The organism is Sphingomonas sediminicola (genome assembly GCF_049991885.1).
Taxonomy (GTDB): domain Bacteria; phylum Pseudomonadota; class Alphaproteobacteria; order Sphingomonadales; family Sphingomonadaceae; genus Sphingomicrobium; species Sphingomicrobium sediminicola.
Map to the genome: position 1 here is coordinate 1534648 of NZ_CP178916.1, position 18831 is coordinate 1553478.

Below are 18831 nucleotides of genomic sequence, written 5' to 3' on the forward strand. Positions count from 1 at the left end.
CACTCGAATCATGTAATAACAGCGGGAACTTAGATGGTTAACGACTGTTTACTGGCGCGGCGGGCCCTCTCTCTGGGGACGCTTGTATCGGTGTCCAGTGAGGAGGCGTGATGTTGCGTCGCTTAATGATCGGTCTGTTATCCGCAGCCGCTGTCGCGGTTTCGAGTTCCGCTTACGCCAAGGAAACCCGATCAACCCTTCCTGATCGAAGCGCTTCCAGTCTCCTTTCGGTAACGAGCGTGTGCGACGCGACGATGACGAACCCCGACGCCCTTGCCTGCTCGGGCTATTTCGCTGGCAATCTCATCAATGGCAGCCCGACAGACATTGCGAACGCCCAGGACGCGATCGAATTGCTTCCCGGTGACTTCGAATGGGATGGCAATTGGGCGGCAGTTGACGCCACCAAGATCATGCAATTGGTGAGCGGCAACGTGCTCGACTTCGGGCAGACGCTTTTCGGCCTGACCATTATCGGCGCGCATTTCGGAAACGTTGACGGTACCGACGGTAATGTGTCGGTCTTCTGGCTGTTCGACTTCGGCACCGAGGGCGCCAGTTCGATAATCCTCGACCATCCCGAGGGCTTCTCCAACGCAGCCATCTACACCCCTGGCGCACCTCCGGTCCCGGAGCCCGCCACCTGGGGGATGATGCTGTTCGGCTTCGCCATCGCGGGTTACGCACTTCGGCGCAATCGGCGCCCGAACTTCGCCCAACTGGCGTAGCGAGCCGTTTCCGAAGGGTGTGTCGAAGGCAAAGGCGGTCCACCCTGTCGGACCGCCTTTGCTTTGTCACCGCTGAGGCCTTCCAGCGCCGTCGCGACGGCCCTGAAGGCTAGTGGTTGCGCCGATCGAACCATCTGCTGCCGAGAATTTCCTCGATGTGGTCGGTGATATAGAACTGACCGTCCGATGCATTGAGATCGCATGTCCAGGCCTTTGTCAGGAAGCTCGACGCTTCCCCGGCCGTGTCGAAGAGCTGAGGAAAGGTTTCGACCAGCCAATCCTGCTCGGCATTGCTCATGCTCGCGCTTGCAGCTTCGCAAGCTCCACGGCTTGAAAAGCCTGTTGCCGTATCGTGAGCCATGGCAGCAGTTCCGAGCACGGCCGCTCCGCAAGCGATCAATAGTCCAAGCTTTCTCATCATATCCTCCTTCGCCCGACCCACGACTGATTCCGGCGCTTGGTCGAGCGGGAGCAGAGGGATGGAAATTGCTTTGGATTGCGATGATCATCTAGAAACCAACTTGTGATCATACAGTGATCAAGGTGGGCCGCCTGGCAGCGAACCGCAAATGCTGAAACTAAGAGATCTCGCCGTACGATCCGATTTTCAGATCGGGTCTTTACACGTGAGCCCGTCGCGGCGGCTGGTCGCGGGACCAGCGGGATCGATCCACCTCCAGCCGCTGATCATGCAGGCCTTCCTGCTACTGCTCGACGCCGACGGCGATGTCGTAACGCGCGACCAGCTATTCGACCAATGCTGGGGCGGCAATCTCGTGGGCAATGAAAGCCTTAACCGCGTCATGGCCCGGGTGAAGCGTATCCCGGCCGCCGTCGCGCCCGGCTTTTTCGAAATCGAAACCATCCCGCGGACCGGCTATCGCATTTCCGGCGATATCCTGCCCCTTCTGCAATCAACTCCCGCACTAGTTCCCCCTTCGAATTTCTCGCGGCGCGCACTGTTCGCCTCGAGCGCTGCTGCCATCGCCGCAGCCGGCGCGGCAGGAATATGGTTGACCGGCCGCTCTGGATCGGATCGCGAGTTCGAACGCCTAATGAAGCAAGCGCATGAGGCGGTTCGAAATCTTCGCTTCGACGACGGCGTCGCCCGGAGCCTTGAGAAGGCCGTTGCGATCCGACCGAAGGACGCAAAGGCATGGGGCCTGCTGGCGCTCGTACGCAGTCTGCACGCTCAAAGCCTGTCCGGTGGACCGGAGGAGCGTCCTTGGATTCCCGCAACCGAGGAAGCGATCCGGAAGGCGCTCTCTATCGATCCGCGAGAACCGAACGCGCTGCTCGCGATGTTCGAGCTGCAGGGATCCACCCTAGACTGGGCATCGAGAGACCGAAAGCTTCGGCAGATCATCACTATCGACCCTTCGAACGTGATCGCGATCACCGAGCTTGTCGGATTGTTGCAGTCGGCGGGTCTCAACGCGGAATCATGGAGCTGGAACGAGCGTGCTCTGAGGATCGAGCCGCTTTCGGCCGATTTGCTCGGTCGGCGAGCACTGAAGCTCTGGATTGCCGGGCGAGTTGCGCAGGCTGACAAGGTCGTGGACCAGGTGCGGGCCCTCTATCCCGCAGACGGTGGGACGTGGTGGGTTCGGTTCCTGATTCTCGCGCTGACGGACCGTGCGCAAGCCGCGTTGGCGATGCTCAAGGGTGAGCCGAATATGCTCGACCCCGCCTTGGCCACGTTGTGGGGAGCGTGCCTCCCCGCGCTGGACCAGCGATCAGCGATGACGATCACAACGGCTCGCAATGCGTGCCTCGATGCAGCCAGGAAAGCTGGTGAACTTGCCGCACATGCAGTCATGATTCTAGCGGCGCTCGGTGAGGTGGACGCCAGTTTCGAAATTGCCGACGGATTCCTTCTCTGGCGCGGGAAGATCGTGCCCCAAAGTGAGGGTGGCAAGGAAATCGCCAACGACACAGCCTGGCGTAACGGAGTCCAATGGCTCTTCACCCCGCCTTGCGCGAGCATGCGGAGGGATCCGCGCTTCCTCGCACTATGCAACGGAATCGGTCTGACGGAATACTGGCGCAGTCGGGGTGTCAGACCCGATTATCTCCTGCGTTAGAAATGCTTTTCAGTGTCTGCTTCCCGCCGAAAACGACCATTCGAACCGCTGCTCAGTCTTGTTGCACGATCGCGGGATCCCAAAAGGTAGACAGCGCTACCGATGCCACGATCACCGCTTCGCGGTCCGGCCCGCTTCGCGGGACATACAAGGTCTTGTTGAGACCGTTCAGGTCAACCGCACCGATCTCACGGCCGTCAGCCGAGAAACTGTACCCCAGCGCAGTGGAGGTGGGCAGGCCTCCGGCAATGTCCCGATGGATCGAACGGACAGCTATCTCCCGCCCTTCATAGACGAGCATTCCAGTGCGCTCGTCGCGTCCATGCAGCATTCCCAGCGCCGACTTCGGGTCGGCGATCCTGAAAGACGCATCAATGCGACGTCCGCCTCGCGCGAAGTCACAGTGGAAAACGAGCCGGCCAGGCGTGACCGATACGGGGCCGGCGTTCACGATGCCCTCGCGATAGGAACAGCGGCCGGCCAGTTCGATCCCGTCAGTCGACTCTCGAAGGCGAAAAGCGCCTCCGCCGCGGTGCCTCACCAGCAGGGGGTCGAAGACTCCGAGACGCTCGGCGGACCTGGTGAATGTTCCCGATCCTTGGCCGAGCTGAAAGTCCCCGCTTCGGCCTCCTCCCATCCCAGTCAATTCGATGCGCTCAGCAGATTCAGCCAACCCGGGCGCGAGTGCGATCCGCGCTTCCCGGACCATGCAGCCGGACAAAACTGTTGCAACTCCCAACGCCGCAACAACCAACCTGTGCATCGATGATGCTCCCTCTCTGTAAAACCGCTGTGGAGCGGCCTCCAAAGCATTGTGCTGCTGTCGCACAGCTGAATATTGGAACGGAAGCGTATCGGTTTCACGGCCCCGTTGTGCTCGTGGCCGCTCCCCGCTTAACCACTCCGCCTTGCCCCCGGCCCAAGAGCCGCTACAGCCGTCGCGATGGATTCGCGTAAGAGGCCCAGTCGGCTGACCATTAGCTGATGCAGGACTCCCTTCACCTACTGCGCACTCGGCGATTCCTGCCGATCTTCACGACGCAGTTCCTTGGCGCTTTCAACGACAACCTCTTCCGCACCTCGATGGTGTTGCTCGTTATCTACGGCATCTACCGCGACGCGGAGCAGGAAGCGGCGTTCAGCGCGATCGCGGGCGGCCTCTTCATCCTGCCATTCTTCCTGCTTTCGGCCCTGTCGGGACAATTGGCCGACGCGATGGACAAGGCGAAGATCGTTCGGATCGTGAAATCGGCCGAGATCGCCATCATGCTTTTCGGCGCGGGCGGCTTGTTGCTCCACAACATCCCGCTGCTGCTCGTTGCGCTGACCGCGATGGGCGTGCACTCGACCTTCTTCGGGCCGATCAAATATGCGATCCTGCCGCAGCATCTGAACAAGGATGAGGTGCTCGGCGGCACCGGGCTGGTCGAAGCCGGAACCTATATCGCCATCCTCGGCGGAACGATCCTCGGCGGAATCCTCGTGGTGCAGCGCCCGGACGGAACCTTCCACGCAGAGTTCGCGGCCGTCGGTGTCCTGCTGGTCGCGCTGATCGGCCGGATAGCAGGCGGTTTCGTTCCTCAAGCCCTTGCGGCTGACGATGCGGAAATTCCCGGCTATCCGCATAGAGGCATGGACTGGCACATCGTGCGCGCCTCGGTCACGCTGGTGAGCGCGACGCTGCACGTCAGGAGGCTTTTCCTCGCAATCCTTTCGATCAGCTTCTTCTGGGCTATGGGTGCCGTGCTGGCGGCTCAATTCCCGCCCCTGGTGAAGAACGTCTTCTACGCCAACCAGAGCGTCGCCACCCTTTTCCTCGCGGTTTTCTCGGTCGGCGTCGCAATCGGTTCGGTCGCAATCAACCGCATGTTGAAAGGGCAGGTTTCCGCCCGTTTCGCGCCTTCGTCCGCATTGATGATGGGCGTCTTCGTCCTGCTTCTTTACGTGTTGGCCAAGGACTGGTCGGCATCGCCCGAGCTCGTCGGCACACGCGAATTCCTGCGCCATCCGCTCGGATGGGCGGTCGTTCTCGACCTGCTCGGAATCGCGATCGCCGGCGGAATGTTCGTGGTCCCGCTCTACGCCTTCCTCACGACCACTGTCCCCAAGTCGGAGACCGCGCGGACCGTTGCTGCCAACAATATCGTCAATTCCGGAGCGATGGTCGTTGCCACATTGATGCTCACAGGCCTCGTTCTTGTCGGCGTGTCCGTCGCGGAAACACTGTTCCTGGTGGCGCTCGGAAGCATCGTGGCAGCCTGGCTGGGATGGAAGCTCCACCTCGCCTGCGACTGAGCGAGTGCCCTTACTGGCGGAAGTGAAAGAACTGGCGCCGAAGCGAAGAATCTTCCGGTACGAAAAGCATATCGATCTGGGCGAGATCGACACCGTTGGGCCGGCTGAACCCGCTGATGTCCAGCGGCGTGAAACCGCGATCGGCCATATAACCGAGGGTCTTCATGAGCGGCGGCGCACCCTCATTGTAAGCCACGAACGGCAATTCCAGCTGCACAAGGCCAGAACGCGCAAGCGTTGCCTGCCCACCCTCGAGAACTTCCAGTTCGGCCCCCTGCACATCAATCTTCAGGAACAGGCCGTCGGGCAATCCGGCCGTAAGGTCGTCGAGCGTTCGTGTGGTGAGCGTCGTGACCGTCCGCGGCACGTCGCTCCGCTCGGGAAACATCGATGAGCCGGTTTCCATCTCGTAGAACTCAACGGACTTGCCAGATTTTGCGCCAAGGACAGCCATTTCAAACCGTAGGCCGCTTTCCTTGCTGCAAAGCGCCTCGAGATACGGCCGCTTGCTCTCTTGGGCCTCGACCATCAAGCCGGGCGTACTGGCCCACACCCGGCGAGCAAGACGCGTCCAATCTCCTTGATAGGCGCCGACGTCGACGATCGCCTTCGGCCGCCAGCCCTTGGCTAGCAACCGGCGGTAGGCTTCCTCTTCGGGACTGATGTATCGCCTACGGGAAAGAAGCCGCCGCCAATTCATCCTTGCAGGAGCTTCCCTTCTTGCCGGTCGGCGAGGCTACCCGGCCTGAAGGCGCACTTTCGAGCTTCTTCGGGGGATTGCCTCGACAGCCGGTCATTACCCACCAATCGGTTTCGTCCGGCTCTCTTACCATACCCCACAACCCCCGAAAGCAACCCGAGTATCACGGGCATAGCTCCGACGCGGCGGACCGATCGATTACATTTATCAAGCAGGGCGTCTTGCGCCGCAATGACAGTCTCAAGCCATTACCGCCGCCCGCGCGGTCAACGGATCCGCCTTCAGCTGAATCAGCGAACTACGCTGGCTTCGAAACGGCTCGGGATCAAAAGATTAGGACGGAAACGAACAGGAAGCCGATCGCGAAGGTTGTCGCGAACAGCTTGAGATCATCGCTGATGACCAAGCCGCCTTCTTTGGCGCTGCCCAGGATGAAGCCGGGCATGCGCCTGCCGAAGAGGCGTGGGTCGATTGCAATCGCGGGACGCAAGGTACGCATGGGAACTTCTTAAGATGCTTTTAACCATGCACACAACGCCCCCGCGCAGACATGCGCTCCCGCCGTTTCGAAACGGGACGTTCTTCAGGATTGCGAAATCGGGTTAGGCGGCTCGGGTCGAGCTATTCGTCGCCTTCGTCGACGGCTCCGACCGGCGGGCAACGAGCTGGGCCGCCTGGTCCGCCTCCATCGGCTTTCCGAAGTACCAGCCCTGTCCGCTCGAACAGCCGATCGCCAGCACCGCGGCGTGCGCCGCCTCGTTCTCGATGCCCTCGACGAGGATCGGCACTTCGAGCGCGTCGGCGAGCGTGGCCACCGCGCGAACGATCGCAGCGCTCTGCCCGCTCTCGTGGATGTTGGTCACGAAGGATCGGTCGATCTTGATGATGTCGAACGGAAGCGAGCGCAGGTGAGAGAGCGACGAAAAGCCGGTCCCGAAGTCGTCGAGCGCCAGGCGGATGCCCTGGTTCTTGAGGCTTGTGACGATGCTCCGCGCGAGATCCATGTCGCCGAACAACGACGTCTCCGTAATCTCCACCACCAGCCGATCGGCCGGGAAATTACACTCGGTCAGGATGCGGACGATACGCTCGGCCAGCCAGCCATCCGAGAATTGCGACGGCGAGATGTTGACGGAGATCTTGATCGACGGATCCCAGTCCCGCGCCGCGATCAGCGCCGACCGGATCACCTGCTCGGACAAGCGATCAATTACACCGATTTCCTCGGCGACCGGGATGAACTGGTCCGGCGAGATGATGCCCGCGAGCGGGTGACGCCAGCGTGCAAGCACTTCGAAGCCGGTGATCTCGCTGGTGCGCAGGTCCACCTGCGGCTCGAAGAACGGCAGGAACTGCTCGTGCTCGAGGCCGAAGCGGATGCCCTGCTCGATCTCGCCGTGCGCCATCAGCGCCCGCTCCATTGCGGAATCGAACCAGATCGGCCGGACGACGCGTCCCGACTTCGCATCATCGAGGGCGATATCCGCGCGCCGAAGCAGGTCCGGCACACGCACCTCGCCCGGACGGGCCGCGGCCATGCCGGCAAATGCGCCGACCTGGATCATTTTCCCGTCAATATCGAACGGCCGAGTGGTGAGCCTGAGCAAGGACTCGACACGCTTCTCCGCTTCTTCGCGAGCCTCACTCTTGAGGAGGCTGGCGATAGCGAATTCGTCGCCGCCCATGCGCGCGACCACCGTGCCCTCCCCCGCATTTTCCAGGATCGTCCCGGAAATGCCGCGGAGCAGAGCGTCGCCAGTATCGTAGCCGTGCCGGTCATAGATCGACCGGAAACGATGCAGCTGCAGGGACACGATCAGGAGCGATGCATTCTCCTGTTCGGCCTTCTCGAGAAGATCCTCGGTGCCGTCAGCGAAGCCTTTGCGATTGAGCAGGCCAGTGACCGCATCGGTCGACGCCGCGATAGCGGCTCGCCGCTCGCCCTCGATGCGGCGCTCCGTTTCGTGCTGCAGGTCGACGTAACGCCGCCAGCCGAACAGGATCAGGGCGACGTTCAACGTCAGCGCGATTGCCGCGACCTGCGCACCAGGGCCGAGAATGGCCTGGGCTCGCGCCAGCTCACGGAAGAACGAAGTGCCGTTACCGATAAGCAGGACGACGGCCGCGATGACCGTCCCAAGCACGACCCAGTCGTGGCGCGCGCTATCCAGCGGCGCGCGGCTTCTCAGCGAGAGCGAACGCGTGAACACAGACGGTTCGTTACGCGCACAAGATTAATAATTTACGTTGAGAGGCGGGCACAAATGCCCCTTCTCGCCATCCGACGGAGCCTCGAAATCGTGATGCCCCCGGCATCACTGGATTTCGATGCTGGTGCGGACGGTGGGAATCGAACCCACACTCCCGTTACGGGAAGAGGATTTTAAGTCCCCAGCGTCTACCGTTCCGCCACGTCCGCTTGTCCAGCCGCGGGTACGGTAGGGCGCCCCGGCTACTCGGCAGTAACCTCGCCTAAGTTCAAGCGCTCGCGCATTTCCTTGCCCGGCTTGAAGTAAGGCACGCGCTTGGCGTCGACCGACACCGGGTCGCCGGTGCGCGGATTGCGCCCGACACGGGCGTCGCGCTGGCGCGTCGAAAATGCACCGAAGCCGCGAAGCTCGACACGGCCGCCCTTTGCAAGCTGGTCGGTAATGGAATCGAACAGGGCACCCACGACGCCTTCGACCTCACGTTGGGTCAGGTCGGGAAAATCGCCGCACAATTTCTGCACCAGTTCCGAGCGAATCATCTCATCCCCGCAGGTATGTTTTCGAATGACTGACGCCTCTCCCCAAGAGGCGGATGCACGCTGTCAGGAAAGGGGCGGCGGCGCAAGTGTCGCCGCCCCTTACACTGTTACTTCTTCTTCGAGGTCTTCTTCTCGGTCGCAGTCTCGGAAGCAGCCTGCTTTTCCTTCAGGGCCGCACCGAGGATGTCGCCGAGCGACGCGCCGCTATCCGACGAGCCGTACTGGGCAACCGCCTGCTTCTCTTCGGCGATCTGCATCGCCTTGATCGAGAAGTTCGGCTTCTTCGAACGATCGAGACCTATGATCATCGCGTCGAACTTCTGGCCGACCTGGAAGCGCTCCGGACGCTGCTCGTCGCGGTCGCGGCCGAGGTCGGTGCGCTTGAGGAAGCCCGAAGCGCCGCCCTCGGCGATCTGGACCTCGAGCCCGCCGTCCTTCACCTCGAGAACCTCGACGGTGACGATCTCGCCCTTCTTGGCGCTGCTGCCGCCGGCCGCACCGGCCGAAACGCCGCCCCGCTCAAGCTGCTTCATGCCGAGGCTGATGCGCTCCTTCTCGACGTCGACGTCGAGCACCTGCGCCTGAACGGTCTCGCCCTTGCGGTGCAGCTGGAGAGCTTCCTCGCCCGACACGCCCCAGGCGATGTCCGACATGTGAACCATTCCGTCGACTTCGCCCTCGAGGCCGATGAATAGGCCGAACTCGGTTGAGTTCTTGACCTCGCCCTCAACGGTCGAGCCGACCGGGTGGGTCGCCGCGAAAGCTTCCCACGGGTTCGCCTGGGCCTGCTTGAGGCCGAGCGAAATCCGGCGCTTCTCCTGATCGACCTCGAGCACCTTCACTTCGACTTCCTGCGAGGTGGAGACGATCTTGCCCGGGTGGACGTTCTTCTTGGTCCAGCTCATCTCGGACACGTGGACGAGGCCCTCGATGCCGGCCTCGAGCTCGACGAACGCACCATATTCGGTGATGTTCGTCACGCGGCCCTGGAACACGCCGCCGACCGGATACTTGGCCGCCGCGCCTTCCCACGGATCCGTCTCGAGCTGCTTCATGCCGAGGCTGATGCGCTGCGTGTCACGGTTGATGCGGATGATCTGCACCTTCACCGTGTCGCCGATGTTCAGCACCTCGCTCGGGTGATTGACGCGCTTGTAGCTGATGTCGGTCACGTGCAGCAGGCCGTCGATTCCGCCGAGGTCCACGAACGCGCCGTAATCGGTGATGTTCTTGACGACGCCGTCGATCACCTGCCCCTCTTCGAGGCTCTGGATCAGGCCGCTGCGCTGCTCGGCGCGGGTCTCTTCGAGGATGGCGCGGCGCGACACGACGATATTGCCGCGGCGGCGGTCCATCTTGAGCACCATGAACGGCTGCGGGACCTCCATCAGCGGTCCGACGTCGCGGACCGGACGAATGTCGACCTGTGAACCGGGCAGGAAGGCCACGGCGCCGCCGAGGTCGACGGTGAAGCCGCCCTTGACGCGGCCGAAGATCACGCCTTCGACGCGGTTGCCGGCTTCGAATTCCTTTTCGAGGCTGTCCCAGGCGGCTTCGCGGCGAGCGCGGTCGCGCGACAGCATCGCTTCGCCCTGCGAATTCTCGACGCGGTCGACATAGACCTCGACTTCGTCACCGACCTTGATTTCCGCTTTCTGGCCGGGCGCGGCGAACTCGCGCAGCGCCACACGGCCTTCGGACTTGAGCCCCACGTCGATCACCGCGAGGTCGTTCTCGATCGCGGTCACCGTGCCCTTGACGACCTTGCCCTCGAAAGTCTCGTTCTCTCCGCCGAGCGACTTGTTGAGGAGCTCCGCGAAATCGTCGCGGGTCGGAAATGTCGTGGTTGCCATAAAGTGGATAGTCTTTCGTATTCATTCGGCCTGCCGCGAGCGCGCCACCATGGCGAGCCTTCACATGCGGACCTGGTTCAATGCACTGCCGCCGCGGGCTCATCCCGTGGTGGCGTCCTTTGGAGCGGCTGGTCCCGAAGACAGCCCATCATGCAAAAAGCGCGTTCCGGTGCCGGAAAGCCGGTTCACCGCACGCGCTCGCCAATTGAGACGGGCTGTCCAGAGGGGAATAGCCGCCCGCCGGACGCCGGGGGCCTTACTCTAGAGGGGGCGTGGGGGCAAGGAGCGATGCGCGCCGGTGACGGCTTGCGGAGCGCGGGAAGCCATTGCGGACACTGAACATAGCCGCATAGGGCTTTGTCCATGCCGAAAACCAGCTCGTTCGACGCAATCATCATCGGTGCCGGAGCGGCTGGAATGTTCTGCGCGGCGCTGGCCGGCCAGCGCGGGCGCCGCATCCTGCTCGTCGATCACTCGCCGGAGCCTGGCCGGAAAATCCTGATTTCCGGCGGCGGCCGCTGCAATTTCACGAACATCGGTGCAACCGCCAGCAACTTTCTCTCGGCCAACCCCCATTTCGCCAAGTCCGCGCTCAGCCGGTTTACGCCAGCGGATTTCATCGCCCTGGTCGATCGGCACGGCATCGCTTGGCATGAGAAGACGCTCGGCCAGCTCTTCTGCGACGGCTCATCGAAGCAGATCGTCGCGATGCTGCTCGACGAATGCGCCGCCGGAAAGGTGGAGACCGCATTCGGTCAGGCGGCGACCGTCGAGCACCGTAACGGATCGTTCCAGGTCAGTCTCGGCAAAGACGTGACGCAGGCGCCCGCACTCGTGCTCGCCAGCGGTGGTCTGTCCATCCCAAAGCTCGGTGCGACCAGCTTTGCATATGACGTGGCACGGAGCTTCGGCTTGAAGATCGTCGAACCGCGCCCCGCGCTCGTCCCACTGACTCTTTCCGGGGAGGAGGCGCTGTTCAAGACGCTATCCGGCGTTTCCGCCGAGGTCGTCGCCCGCGCCGGAAACGGAAGCTTCCGGGAAGCTGCCTTGTTCACCCATCGCGGTCTGTCCGGGCCCGCCATCCTGCAGGTTTCATCCTATTGGCGGCATGGCGATCCTGTGACGATCGACTTCCTGCCCGATCTTCGCCCCGGCTGGCTTCGTCAGGCAAAGCGCGACGATCCGCGTATCACGCTTCGCCGGTTGCTCGGGCGCACGCTTCCCGACCGGCTTGCGGAGACGCTGTCCGACCAGCTCGGGATTGGCCTTGAGCTTGGAAACATACCCGACCGCGCACTCGACGCCGCCGAGCACCGCCTCGCCGAGTGGCAATTCGCGCCTAACGGAAGCGAGGGCTTCGCCAAGGCCGAAGTCACGATCGGCGGCATCAGCACTGCCGAACTGTCATCGCAGACGATGGAGTCCAAACGCGTCCCCGGCCTTCTCGCCATCGGCGAAGCGGTCGACGTCACCGGCTGGCTTGGCGGCTATAATTTCCAATGGGCCTGGGCCAGCGCGCACGCCGCTGCGCAATCTCTCTAGTCCCCTACCGCTCCGGCGCGATTCCGCGTAGGCGCTGGCGCCATGCAACATTCAAGAATTCACTCCGCGCTCGCGGAGGCATTGGCCGCGCGCGGTTATGACACGCTGACGTCGGTCCAATCGGCGGTCATCGAGGAACAGGCTGATGGCCGCGACCTGATCGTTTCCGCCAAGACCGGTTCGGGCAAGACCGTGGCATTCGGCCTGGCGATCGCGGATCAATTGCTCGAAGGCGACAAGGCACCATGGAGCCGCGAACCGCTCGGCCTGGTGATCGCGCCGACCCGCGAACTCGCAATCCAGGTCAGCAAGGAATTGCAGTGGCTCTACGCGCCGGCGGGAGCTCGCGTGGTAACTTGCGTCGGCGGTATGGACCCGATGAAGGAACGTCGCGCGCTGCAGGGTGGCGCTCACATCGTCGTCGGAACGCCCGGCCGTCTTCGCGATCATCTCGAACGGGGCGCGCTCGATCTTTCCGCCTTGCGGGCCGTAGTCCTCGACGAGGCCGACGAGATGCTCGACATGGGCTTTAGGGAAGAGCTGGAGGAAATCCTCGACGCAACGCCCGATGAACGCCGGACCTTACTATTCTCCGCCACCATGCCGCGACCAATCGTGGCGATGGCGCGCCGCTACCAGAAGGATGCGCTGCGCATCGAGACGATCGGCGAGAGTGAGGCTCATGCCGACATCGCCTATCAGGCCGTCGCGGTATCCCCAACCGACATCGAGCATGCGGTGGTCAATTTGCTTCGACTGCATGAAGCCGAGACCGCGATCCTGTTCTGCGCGACCCGCGACGCGGTCCGTCGCCTTCATGCAAGCTTGACCGAGCGCGGCTTCCACGCCGTCGCTTTGTCGGGGGAACATAGCCAGAGCGAGCGCAACAATGCACTCCAGAGCCTTCGCGACAAGAAAGCGCGCGTATGCGTCGCGACCGATGTGGCCGCCCGGGGCATCGACTTGCCCTCGGTCTCGCTGGTCATTCACGTCGAGCTTCCTCGCGATGCGGAGGCGCTTCAGCACCGATCCGGCAGGACCGGCCGAGCCGGGCGGAAGGGCATCGCCGTGCTGATGGTCCCGTTCCGCCGGCGCCGCGCGGTGGACGCAATGCTGAAGCGGGCGCGCATCGACGCCGAATGGATCGAGCCACCGACCCCCGACCAGATTCGCACGAAAGATCGCGACCGCCTCCTCGAAGCGCTCTCCGCGCCGGTCGAGCTTGATGAAGAAGACCAGCAGCTTGCCGCGCAGCTGATGGAAAAGCTGACCCCGGATGCAATCGCCGGCGCGCTCGTTCGAGCGCTGCGCACCGACCTTCCGGCACCCGAGGACATCCTCGCATCAGGCGGAAAGGAAGAGCGCGAGCCGGGTCCACGAGCAGGGTTCGAGGGATCGACCTGGTTCGTGATCAACGCCGGCAGGCGCCACAACGCCGACCCCCGCTGGCTGTTGCCGGTCATCTGCCGCTACGGTCATATCGGCCGCAACGACATCGGAGCGATCAGGGTGGCGGCGAACGAAAGCTATTTCGAGGTAACCCAGCGCGCGACGCCGGGCTTTATCAAGGCGCTGCGCCGGGCCACGATCGCGCCAGAGGATGAAGGCTTGGTGATCGAGCAGGCCCCGCCTCGCGGAGGAGCGCCAACGCCGCAGGTGCGACCATCAAAGAGCCACCCGCGCGTGAAGCCCAAATGGCAAGCTGACAAATCAAGATAGAAGTCGCGGTAAGTGCAACGGCATCGAGTCCGCTTTGACGATGTCCGGCTTGGCGCGTTATGGTCGGGTCCGGGTCGCGCCGGGTGGTCGAGGGACACTGAATGAAGCTGCCGCTGGTTGGCATTGCCGTCGCCCTGGCGTTCGCCGGGTCGGGCGCCGATGCGAAGCTTCCGCCCCTTCGCGATCCCGTCTTCCTGAACATCGGCTTCGTCTGCCAGTGGCAGGAGAGCTGCATCGAGAAGCAGCAGCGGGCGATGAAACGCTCGCTCGGCTTCGTGAAGAAGAACAAGCCGCCCGCGTGGAAGGTGCAGTTCTGCAATCGCCGCGCCTCGTTCCGGCGGACCGGGCGCATCGACTGGATCAGCTATTACAACTGTATTTCGAACCGGAGTCTTGGCCAGGCATCGGCCGGCGGAAGGCGGACTGCTCGCTAAAACGGTGGATAAGTCAGTTAGATAGCTCCGAAAGAAAGAATTCGTTAACCATTTCGGGCCGATTCTGGACGGGTCCCGAAGCGGGATGACCTCCGCTCCGGGCTGGAGATATCCCGTGCCGTACTACAGGTTATATTTCCTCGATCGCCGGGGTCGCTTCGGCCGGGTCGAGGGGTTCGCCGCACAAGATGACGCGATCGCCATCCGTCAAGCCGAAGGGCATGGCGAGACGGTCAAGGAATTGTGGTGCGGCGGACGGCGCGTCAAGCAGTGGAGCGGCGGGGAGAAGGCGGCCTAGGAGGGGGGCCGCCTTTACCAGCTGCGGCGGATCTTCGGGCGAGCCTCTTCCTCGCTTTCGGAAGGAGACTCGCGGCCGTCGTTGCGCTCCTTCATATCAAGGAACGTGCGGACGGTATCGGCGGAGAGCGGACGGCCGAACAGATAACCCTGCCCTTCCGCGCAGCCATACTTGCCGAGCTCGTTACGCACCTGCTCGGACTCGATGCCCTCGGCGGTAATCGGAACATTGAGCGTGTGGCCAAGGCTGGTGATCGTGTTGACGATCGCCGCGGTCTGCTCGCTCTTCACGATGGTGCTGATGAAGCTCTTGTCGATCTTGATGCGGTCGATTGGCAGCGTGTTGACCTGGGAAAGCGAGGCGTAGCCGGTGCCAAAATCGTCGAGTGAGATGCTGATTCCGACATTCTTCAGGCTGCCAATGGTCGCCAGCACCTGCTCGCGGTCTTCCAGCAGGGACGCCTCGGTGATCTCGACTTCCAGGCGGTGCGCCGGGAAACCGGCCTCGGTCACCACCTTCATGATGTGCTGGGCGAGCTGCGGGTCGCGGAACTGCACCGGCGAGACGTTGATCGCGATCTTCAGGTGCGGCGGCCAGTCCCGCGCTTCCTTCAGCGCCTGCTCGACCACGCTGATGGTCAGCGGGCCGATGAGGCCGGTCTTCTCCGCCGCCTCGATGAAAGTCTCGGCCTCCAGGAATCCGCGGGTGGGCGAACGCCAGCGGGCCAGCGCCTCGAACCCGACGAGCTCGCGAGAGGTGAGGTCGATCAGCGGCTGGAAGAACGGGACGAATTCGCCGTTCTCGATGCCGCTGCGAATGTCTTCTTCCAGCTGCACACGGTCGGTGAGCTCGCGCTCAAGCTCCGGATCGAACCAGGCGAAGCAGTTCCGGCCTGCACGCTTGGCGGCGTACAGTGCGAAATCGCTTTCGCGCAGGACGTCCTCCTCCTTCTGAAGCTTGCGGACCTGCGACAGGCCGATCGAAGCGGAAACGAAGACCCGGACGGTGCCCAGGTCCACGGGCTTCGACAGCCGCGACAGAATGCCCTGCGCGACCTTCTCGGCTTCCTTGGCGCTCGCGCCGTCCAGCAGGATTGCGAACTCGTCCCCGCCGATGCGGGCGCAGCAGCTGTCCGCCGGGGCTTCGTCGACGAGCGCATCGGCGACGATCTTGAGCAGCTTGTCGCCGGCAAGGTGACCGTGAAGGTCGTTGACACGCTTGAAGTGGTCGAGGTCGAGCAGGAGCAGCACACCCGAGCTTTTCGCCGCCAGCGAGAGTTCCAGCGCGCTCATCAGCTCGCGGCGATTGGCGAGGCCCGTGGCAGGATCGGTATTGGCGTTGCGTTCCGCCAGCCGCTCTGCCTTGTCATAGGCATCGAGTGCTTCCTTCAAATCCTTCGAGCGCCGCCAGCCGAACAGGATGATGGCGATGTTGAGGATGAATGCGACCGAGAGCGCATTGTCGTGGGCCTGGACCTGCAGGCCATCGAAGGCCGCGGGCACGACCTGGCTGCCGAGCGCGACAAACAGGATGATTGCCGCCGCGGTGGCGCAGCTGGTTATCAAATGGCTGCTTGCTATCCTCACAGCCTTGCTCCTCGAATCCGGCACGTCCTGGCCTCTTTTCACTCAGTCCACCGCTCCGGAATTACCGAACATAGGTGAAAATTCTGCTACTTAGGCGCTAGGAATTTTCCTATTGCAGATATGGAACATATAGGGAACAAGGGCGCGCGGAGTCGGTGTCGGGCTCTGAAAAGGAGGTCCGGAGTGCTCGTTCTCGATCCGCCCGCCCTGCTCGCGATTGCGGCACTGATCAGCAGTGTCTCGGCGCTGGTGTGGGCGGTTCGGCGCAAGCCCTAACGCGACTTCCGACCAGCAATGATGTCGCCGATCTCTCGCAACCGCGCCACGTAGGCGGTCGTCAGGCAGTCGGGAGAAGCACGGGCATCGCGCCGCACATTGAATTGCTGGCGCGTCCCCAGCAATAGCCCGCGCTTTCCTTCGTCCGCGCGATCCCACGATTGGCGGTAGAAGTTCGACAATTGCATGACTGATCCAATCCTGCTCAATTTCCTTCGGAAGCCGGGATTCGCGAGCGAGTCCCGAGGGGAGGATATCGCTTTGCTCGTGACGCTCATGCGGCGGACGTGTGTCCCGCAACGTTGCACTGCAGACTCTTGAGGAACTCTCTTTCCCGACCAGTGGTTTATCCGCGGGGATGGATGGAGGATCGCGCATGGCGCGCTTGAGGATCCTGGCAGTTGTAGCGACAGTCGCGTGCACCGCCCCGGCGGCCGCAGAGCCCGCCGGCAGCTCCAACACCAGCGCGCTTTCTTCTCTTTCGCGGGTCGGCGGCGAAGCTCCGATTCAGATCGCGAGGCGGGGTTTCTCGTTCCCCGTCATCGATTATGCCGAGCCCAATGGCATTTGGCAGCAGCGGCGCGGGATCATCGCCGGCAAGGAAATTGCGCGCGGCACCGTGCTCGGGCTCGGCATCTTCCAGACCTCGCCCAAGATGCGCGGATATGTCGGGGACGTGCCGCAGAACATGGCGCCCAAGCGCAACAAACGGGCGGCCATCGGCCTTTCGATGAAATTCTAGGAAAGGCGCCCGGCCGAAACCGGGCGCTCCGGCTTCCCCTTATTTCAAGCGATCGAGCATCTGGGCAGCCGTCAGCGGCCCAACGACGTAGGTGTCCGTATGCGACTGGATGTGCTTGCGGAGCTCGAGGCCCACTTTCGGCCCGCTCGGCAGTCCCATCTTCGCAGCGGCGGCGTCGGCGGCCTGATCCTGGGCATCGGTCGTCACAGGAGCGATCATCAGATAGTCCCAGCTGTCGCCATCAGTGTGCGCATAGATCTGGCTCGCCGGAATGCCCGCAGCCGCTGCGATGCGGTCCTGCTGAGCGAGCCACTCAAGAAGCGCCTGCTGATGTCCGGGCGCTGCATGATAGATGGAGATGATTGCCCGAGGTGGGCTCGCGGCTTGGGCATAGGCAATTGACGTCGCGGCGATTGCCCCTGCCGCCGCTGCGGCCGCATATTTCATCAAGTATTTCATTGGCTTTCCCCTGCTCGAATGGACGCAGGTGGGGAGCACTACCGGCGCAGAATTCCCCCGAACGCGCCGGCGGACGTGCTGCGCCTCAACAGCAGGAGAGTCAAACGGAGTTCAGGCGTTCGCGAGCTTGTGCTCGACCAGCCGGATAGCCTCCGCAATGGCCTGCTCGGCGGTAAGGTCGCTGGTGTCGAGAAGGTCCGCATCCTGAGCCTGGAGGAGCGGTGCGATTTCGCGCGTGGCATCGCGCTCATCGCGAGCACGGATGTCCAGCAGCACGTCATCGTAATGGCCCGGCATCCCGCGCTCCAGCAGCTCGCGCACGCGGCGCTGGGCCCTGACTTCCGCGCTGGCCGTCACGAACAGTTTGACGTCCGCCTCAGGCGCGATGACCGTACCGATATCCCGGCCGTCGAGCACTGCCCCGCCCTCCTGCGCGGCGAAATCGCGCTGGCGCTGAAGCAGGGCATCCCTAACCGAGGCATAGGAAGAAATCTTCGAAGCGATCCGGGATATCGGCTCGCTCCGCAGCTCTTCGTCGTCCGGGTCGAAGCCGAGATTGTCGCACGCCCGGAGCGCCTCGAACTCGATGTTCGGATCGCCGCCCCAGCGCCAGATCTTCAGAGCCACGGCCCGATAGAGAAGGCCCGTGTCCATGTGGGGCAAGCCGAAATGCTTCGCGAGCGCGCGGGCAATCGTGCCCTTGCCGCTTGCAGCCGGTCCGTCGACGGCAATGACGAACCCCTTGCGCGACCCGTCCTGAATTCCGAAATTCCTATTCAAGCGGGCGCTTTGACAGGGCGGATAGCCTATGGCAAGGCGCGCGCCCGAACGCTGCCGCCGTTTCGCGGCCACCTGAATTTGACTGGAGTTAGACCCACATGGTGAAGCCCGAATGGGGCACCAAGCGCACTTGCCCCAAGTGCTCGACCCGTTTCTATGATCTCGGCAACGAGGAGCCTGTGCATTGCATTGAATGCGGCACCGAATGGGTTCCCGAGCCCGTGCTGAAGTCCAAGCAGCCGATGCCGTTCGAGGCTGTTGAGGCGAAGCAAAAGGAAGTGGCGACCGACCAGGACCTCGAGGCCGAGGATCTGGCAGTCGACGAGGAAGAAGAGCCCAGCGCGGACGAGGAAGTCGACCTGGACACCGGCGACGACGATCTTGGCGTCGAGCCCGTCTCCGAAGACGACGAAAGCTAGAAAGTCGCGCCCGGGGAAGCCAAATTCCCCGTTTTCAGGCGTGAAAACTTCGCCTAAGGCGCGTGAAGGATCGGGGCCGTAGCTCAGCTGGGAGAGCGTCGCAATGGCATTGCGAAGGTCAGGGGTTCGATCCCCCTCGGCTCCACCATCCTTCTGATACAGGATAA

The 18831-nt window shown here is 62.9% G+C and carries 20 protein-coding genes and 2 tRNA genes; 10 read left to right on the forward strand and 12 right to left on the reverse strand.

Annotated features, from left to right (window positions below):
- Positions 1-110 precede the first annotated feature (110 nt).
- Complete coding sequence (locus tag ACMC5O_RS07895; RefSeq protein ID WP_426692662.1) at positions 111-728, forward strand: PEPxxWA-CTERM sorting domain-containing protein; 618 nt, start codon at positions 111-113, stop codon at positions 726-728.
- A 109-nt stretch (positions 729-837) separates the two neighbouring features.
- Here ACMC5O_RS07895 and ACMC5O_RS07900 read toward each other — a convergent pair whose 3' ends face one another.
- On the reverse strand, positions 838-1149 hold the full coding sequence (locus tag ACMC5O_RS07900) for a hypothetical protein (protein ID WP_187709237.1): 312 nt from the start codon (positions 1147-1149) through the stop codon (positions 838-840).
- A 148-nt stretch (positions 1150-1297) separates the two neighbouring features.
- Here ACMC5O_RS07900 and ACMC5O_RS07905 point away from each other — a divergent pair, with 148 nt between their 5' ends.
- Positions 1298-2812, forward strand: coding sequence for a hypothetical protein (locus tag ACMC5O_RS07905; protein ID WP_426692663.1), 1515 nt, complete (start codon positions 1298-1300; stop codon positions 2810-2812).
- Between the two features lie 52 nt (positions 2813-2864).
- Here ACMC5O_RS07905 and ACMC5O_RS07910 read toward each other — a convergent pair whose 3' ends face one another.
- Entirely contained in the window at positions 2865-3575 is a 711-nt protein-coding gene (locus tag ACMC5O_RS07910) for a hypothetical protein (protein ID WP_426692664.1), read from the reverse strand.
- Between the two features lie 221 nt (positions 3576-3796).
- Between ACMC5O_RS07910 and ACMC5O_RS07915 the strand changes: the two genes are divergently transcribed.
- On the forward strand, positions 3797-5107 hold the full coding sequence (locus ACMC5O_RS07915; RefSeq protein ID WP_187709233.1) for an MFS transporter: 1311 nt from the start codon (positions 3797-3799) through the stop codon (positions 5105-5107).
- A 10-nt stretch (positions 5108-5117) separates the two neighbouring features.
- Here the strand turns inward: ACMC5O_RS07915 and ACMC5O_RS07920 are convergent, their stop codons facing one another.
- The 6 genes from ACMC5O_RS07920 to rpsA form a co-directional block, all read right to left on the reverse strand.
- A complete protein-coding gene (locus ACMC5O_RS07920; RefSeq protein WP_187709232.1) occupies positions 5118-5807 on the reverse strand; it encodes an FkbM family methyltransferase in 690 nt (229 codons plus the stop codon).
- Between the two features lie 325 nt (positions 5808-6132).
- Positions 6133-6306, reverse strand: a complete 174-nt coding sequence (locus ACMC5O_RS07925; protein ID WP_426692665.1) for a hypothetical protein — start codon at positions 6304-6306, stop codon at positions 6133-6135.
- A 103-nt stretch (positions 6307-6409) separates the two neighbouring features.
- On the reverse strand, positions 6410-8017 hold the full coding sequence (locus tag ACMC5O_RS07930) for a putative bifunctional diguanylate cyclase/phosphodiesterase (RefSeq protein ID WP_187709231.1): 1608 nt from the start codon (positions 8015-8017) through the stop codon (positions 6410-6412).
- A gap of 122 nt (positions 8018-8139) precedes the next feature.
- Positions 8140-8226 (reverse strand) — tRNA-Leu (locus ACMC5O_RS07935).
- 33 nt (positions 8227-8259) lie between these two features.
- Positions 8260-8556 (reverse strand): integration host factor subunit beta, encoded by a 297-nt coding sequence (locus tag ACMC5O_RS07940; RefSeq protein WP_187709230.1) that lies wholly within the window; start codon positions 8554-8556, stop codon positions 8260-8262.
- 107 nt (positions 8557-8663) lie between these two features.
- The gene (gene rpsA, locus ACMC5O_RS07945; RefSeq protein ID WP_426692666.1) at positions 8664-10409 is read right to left on the reverse strand and encodes a 30S ribosomal protein S1; all 1746 of its coding nucleotides are present in this window, start codon (positions 10407-10409) and stop codon (positions 8664-8666) included.
- Between the two features lie 363 nt (positions 10410-10772).
- Between rpsA and ACMC5O_RS07950 the strand changes: the two genes are divergently transcribed.
- The 4 genes from ACMC5O_RS07950 to ACMC5O_RS07965 all read left to right on the forward strand — a co-directional run bounded on the left by ACMC5O_RS07950 (position 10773) and on the right by ACMC5O_RS07965 (position 14402).
- The gene (locus ACMC5O_RS07950) at positions 10773-11951 is read left to right on the forward strand and encodes an NAD(P)/FAD-dependent oxidoreductase (RefSeq protein ID WP_187709229.1); all 1179 of its coding nucleotides are present in this window, start codon (positions 10773-10775) and stop codon (positions 11949-11951) included.
- Between the two features lie 42 nt (positions 11952-11993).
- A complete protein-coding gene (locus ACMC5O_RS07955) occupies positions 11994-13670 on the forward strand; it encodes a DEAD/DEAH box helicase (protein ID WP_187709228.1) in 1677 nt (558 codons plus the stop codon).
- A gap of 101 nt (positions 13671-13771) precedes the next feature.
- Positions 13772-14104 (forward strand): hypothetical protein, encoded by a 333-nt coding sequence (locus ACMC5O_RS07960; RefSeq protein WP_426692667.1) that lies wholly within the window; start codon positions 13772-13774, stop codon positions 14102-14104.
- A 115-nt stretch (positions 14105-14219) separates the two neighbouring features.
- The gene (locus ACMC5O_RS07965) at positions 14220-14402 is read left to right on the forward strand and encodes a hypothetical protein (protein ID WP_222949908.1); all 183 of its coding nucleotides are present in this window, start codon (positions 14220-14222) and stop codon (positions 14400-14402) included.
- 14 nt (positions 14403-14416) lie between these two features.
- Here the strand turns inward: ACMC5O_RS07965 and ACMC5O_RS07970 are convergent, their stop codons facing one another.
- Entirely contained in the window at positions 14417-15988 is a 1572-nt protein-coding gene (locus ACMC5O_RS07970) for a putative bifunctional diguanylate cyclase/phosphodiesterase (RefSeq protein ID WP_222949907.1), read from the reverse strand.
- A 272-nt stretch (positions 15989-16260) separates the two neighbouring features.
- Positions 16261-16452 carry a hypothetical protein gene (locus ACMC5O_RS07975; RefSeq protein WP_187709224.1) on the reverse strand — a complete coding sequence of 64 codons (192 nt, stop codon included), beginning with the start codon at positions 16450-16452 and terminating at the stop codon, positions 16261-16263.
- Positions 16453-16640: 188 nt separating this feature from the next.
- Between ACMC5O_RS07975 and ACMC5O_RS07980 the strand changes: the two genes are divergently transcribed.
- On the forward strand, positions 16641-17006 hold the full coding sequence (locus ACMC5O_RS07980) for a hypothetical protein (protein ID WP_187709223.1): 366 nt from the start codon (positions 16641-16643) through the stop codon (positions 17004-17006).
- 39 nt (positions 17007-17045) lie between these two features.
- On the opposite strand, the gene ACMC5O_RS07985 is transcribed toward ACMC5O_RS07980, so the two are convergent.
- A complete protein-coding gene (locus ACMC5O_RS07985; protein ID WP_187709222.1) occupies positions 17046-17465 on the reverse strand; it encodes a hypothetical protein in 420 nt (139 codons plus the stop codon).
- Positions 17466-17576: 111 nt separating this feature from the next.
- Positions 17577-18245 carry a (d)CMP kinase gene (gene cmk / locus ACMC5O_RS07990; RefSeq protein WP_246444392.1) on the reverse strand — a complete coding sequence of 223 codons (669 nt, stop codon included), beginning with the start codon at positions 18243-18245 and terminating at the stop codon, positions 17577-17579.
- Between the two features lie 98 nt (positions 18246-18343).
- Between cmk and ACMC5O_RS07995 the strand changes: the two genes are divergently transcribed.
- Positions 18344-18664, forward strand: coding sequence for a TIGR02300 family protein (locus ACMC5O_RS07995; protein WP_187709221.1), 321 nt, complete (start codon positions 18344-18346; stop codon positions 18662-18664).
- A gap of 72 nt (positions 18665-18736) precedes the next feature.
- Positions 18737-18812, forward strand: a tRNA-Ala gene (locus tag ACMC5O_RS08000).
- Positions 18813-18831: the final 19 nt, after the last annotated feature.

Coding starts and splice junctions, on each gene's coding strand:
- ACMC5O_RS07955 (WP_187709228.1), top strand. CDS start 11,994: ATGCAACATTCAAGAATTCACTCCGCGCTCGCGGAGGCATTGGCCGCG.
- ACMC5O_RS07950 (WP_187709229.1), top strand. CDS start 10,773: ATGCCGAAAACCAGCTCGTTCGACGCAATCATCATCGGTGCCGGAGCG.
- ACMC5O_RS07980 (WP_187709223.1), top strand. CDS start 16,641: ATGGCGCGCTTGAGGATCCTGGCAGTTGTAGCGACAGTCGCGTGCACC.
- ACMC5O_RS07995 (WP_187709221.1), top strand. CDS start 18,344: ATGGTGAAGCCCGAATGGGGCACCAAGCGCACTTGCCCCAAGTGCTCG.
- ACMC5O_RS07985 (WP_187709222.1), bottom strand. CDS start 17,465: ATGAAATACTTGATGAAATATGCGGCCGCAGCGGCGGCAGGGGCAATC.
- ACMC5O_RS07920 (WP_187709232.1), bottom strand. CDS start 5,807: ATGAATTGGCGGCGGCTTCTTTCCCGTAGGCGATACATCAGTCCCGAA.
- ACMC5O_RS07925 (WP_426692665.1), bottom strand. CDS start 6,306: ATGCGTACCTTGCGTCCCGCGATTGCAATCGACCCACGCCTCTTCGGC.
- ACMC5O_RS07960 (WP_426692667.1), top strand. CDS start 13,772: ATGAAGCTGCCGCTGGTTGGCATTGCCGTCGCCCTGGCGTTCGCCGGG.
- ACMC5O_RS07905 (WP_426692663.1), top strand. CDS start 1,298: ATGCTGAAACTAAGAGATCTCGCCGTACGATCCGATTTTCAGATCGGG.
- ACMC5O_RS07900 (WP_187709237.1), bottom strand. CDS start 1,149: ATGATGAGAAAGCTTGGACTATTGATCGCTTGCGGAGCGGCCGTGCTC.
- ACMC5O_RS07975 (WP_187709224.1), bottom strand. CDS start 16,452: ATGCAATTGTCGAACTTCTACCGCCAATCGTGGGATCGCGCGGACGAA.
- ACMC5O_RS07915 (WP_187709233.1), top strand. CDS start 3,797: ATGCAGGACTCCCTTCACCTACTGCGCACTCGGCGATTCCTGCCGATC.
- ACMC5O_RS07940 (WP_187709230.1), bottom strand. CDS start 8,556: ATGATTCGCTCGGAACTGGTGCAGAAATTGTGCGGCGATTTTCCCGAC.
- ACMC5O_RS07910 (WP_426692664.1), bottom strand. CDS start 3,575: ATGCACAGGTTGGTTGTTGCGGCGTTGGGAGTTGCAACAGTTTTGTCC.
- ACMC5O_RS07895 (WP_426692662.1), top strand. CDS start 111: ATGTTGCGTCGCTTAATGATCGGTCTGTTATCCGCAGCCGCTGTCGCG.
- rpsA (WP_426692666.1), bottom strand. CDS start 10,409: ATGGCAACCACGACATTTCCGACCCGCGACGATTTCGCGGAGCTCCTC.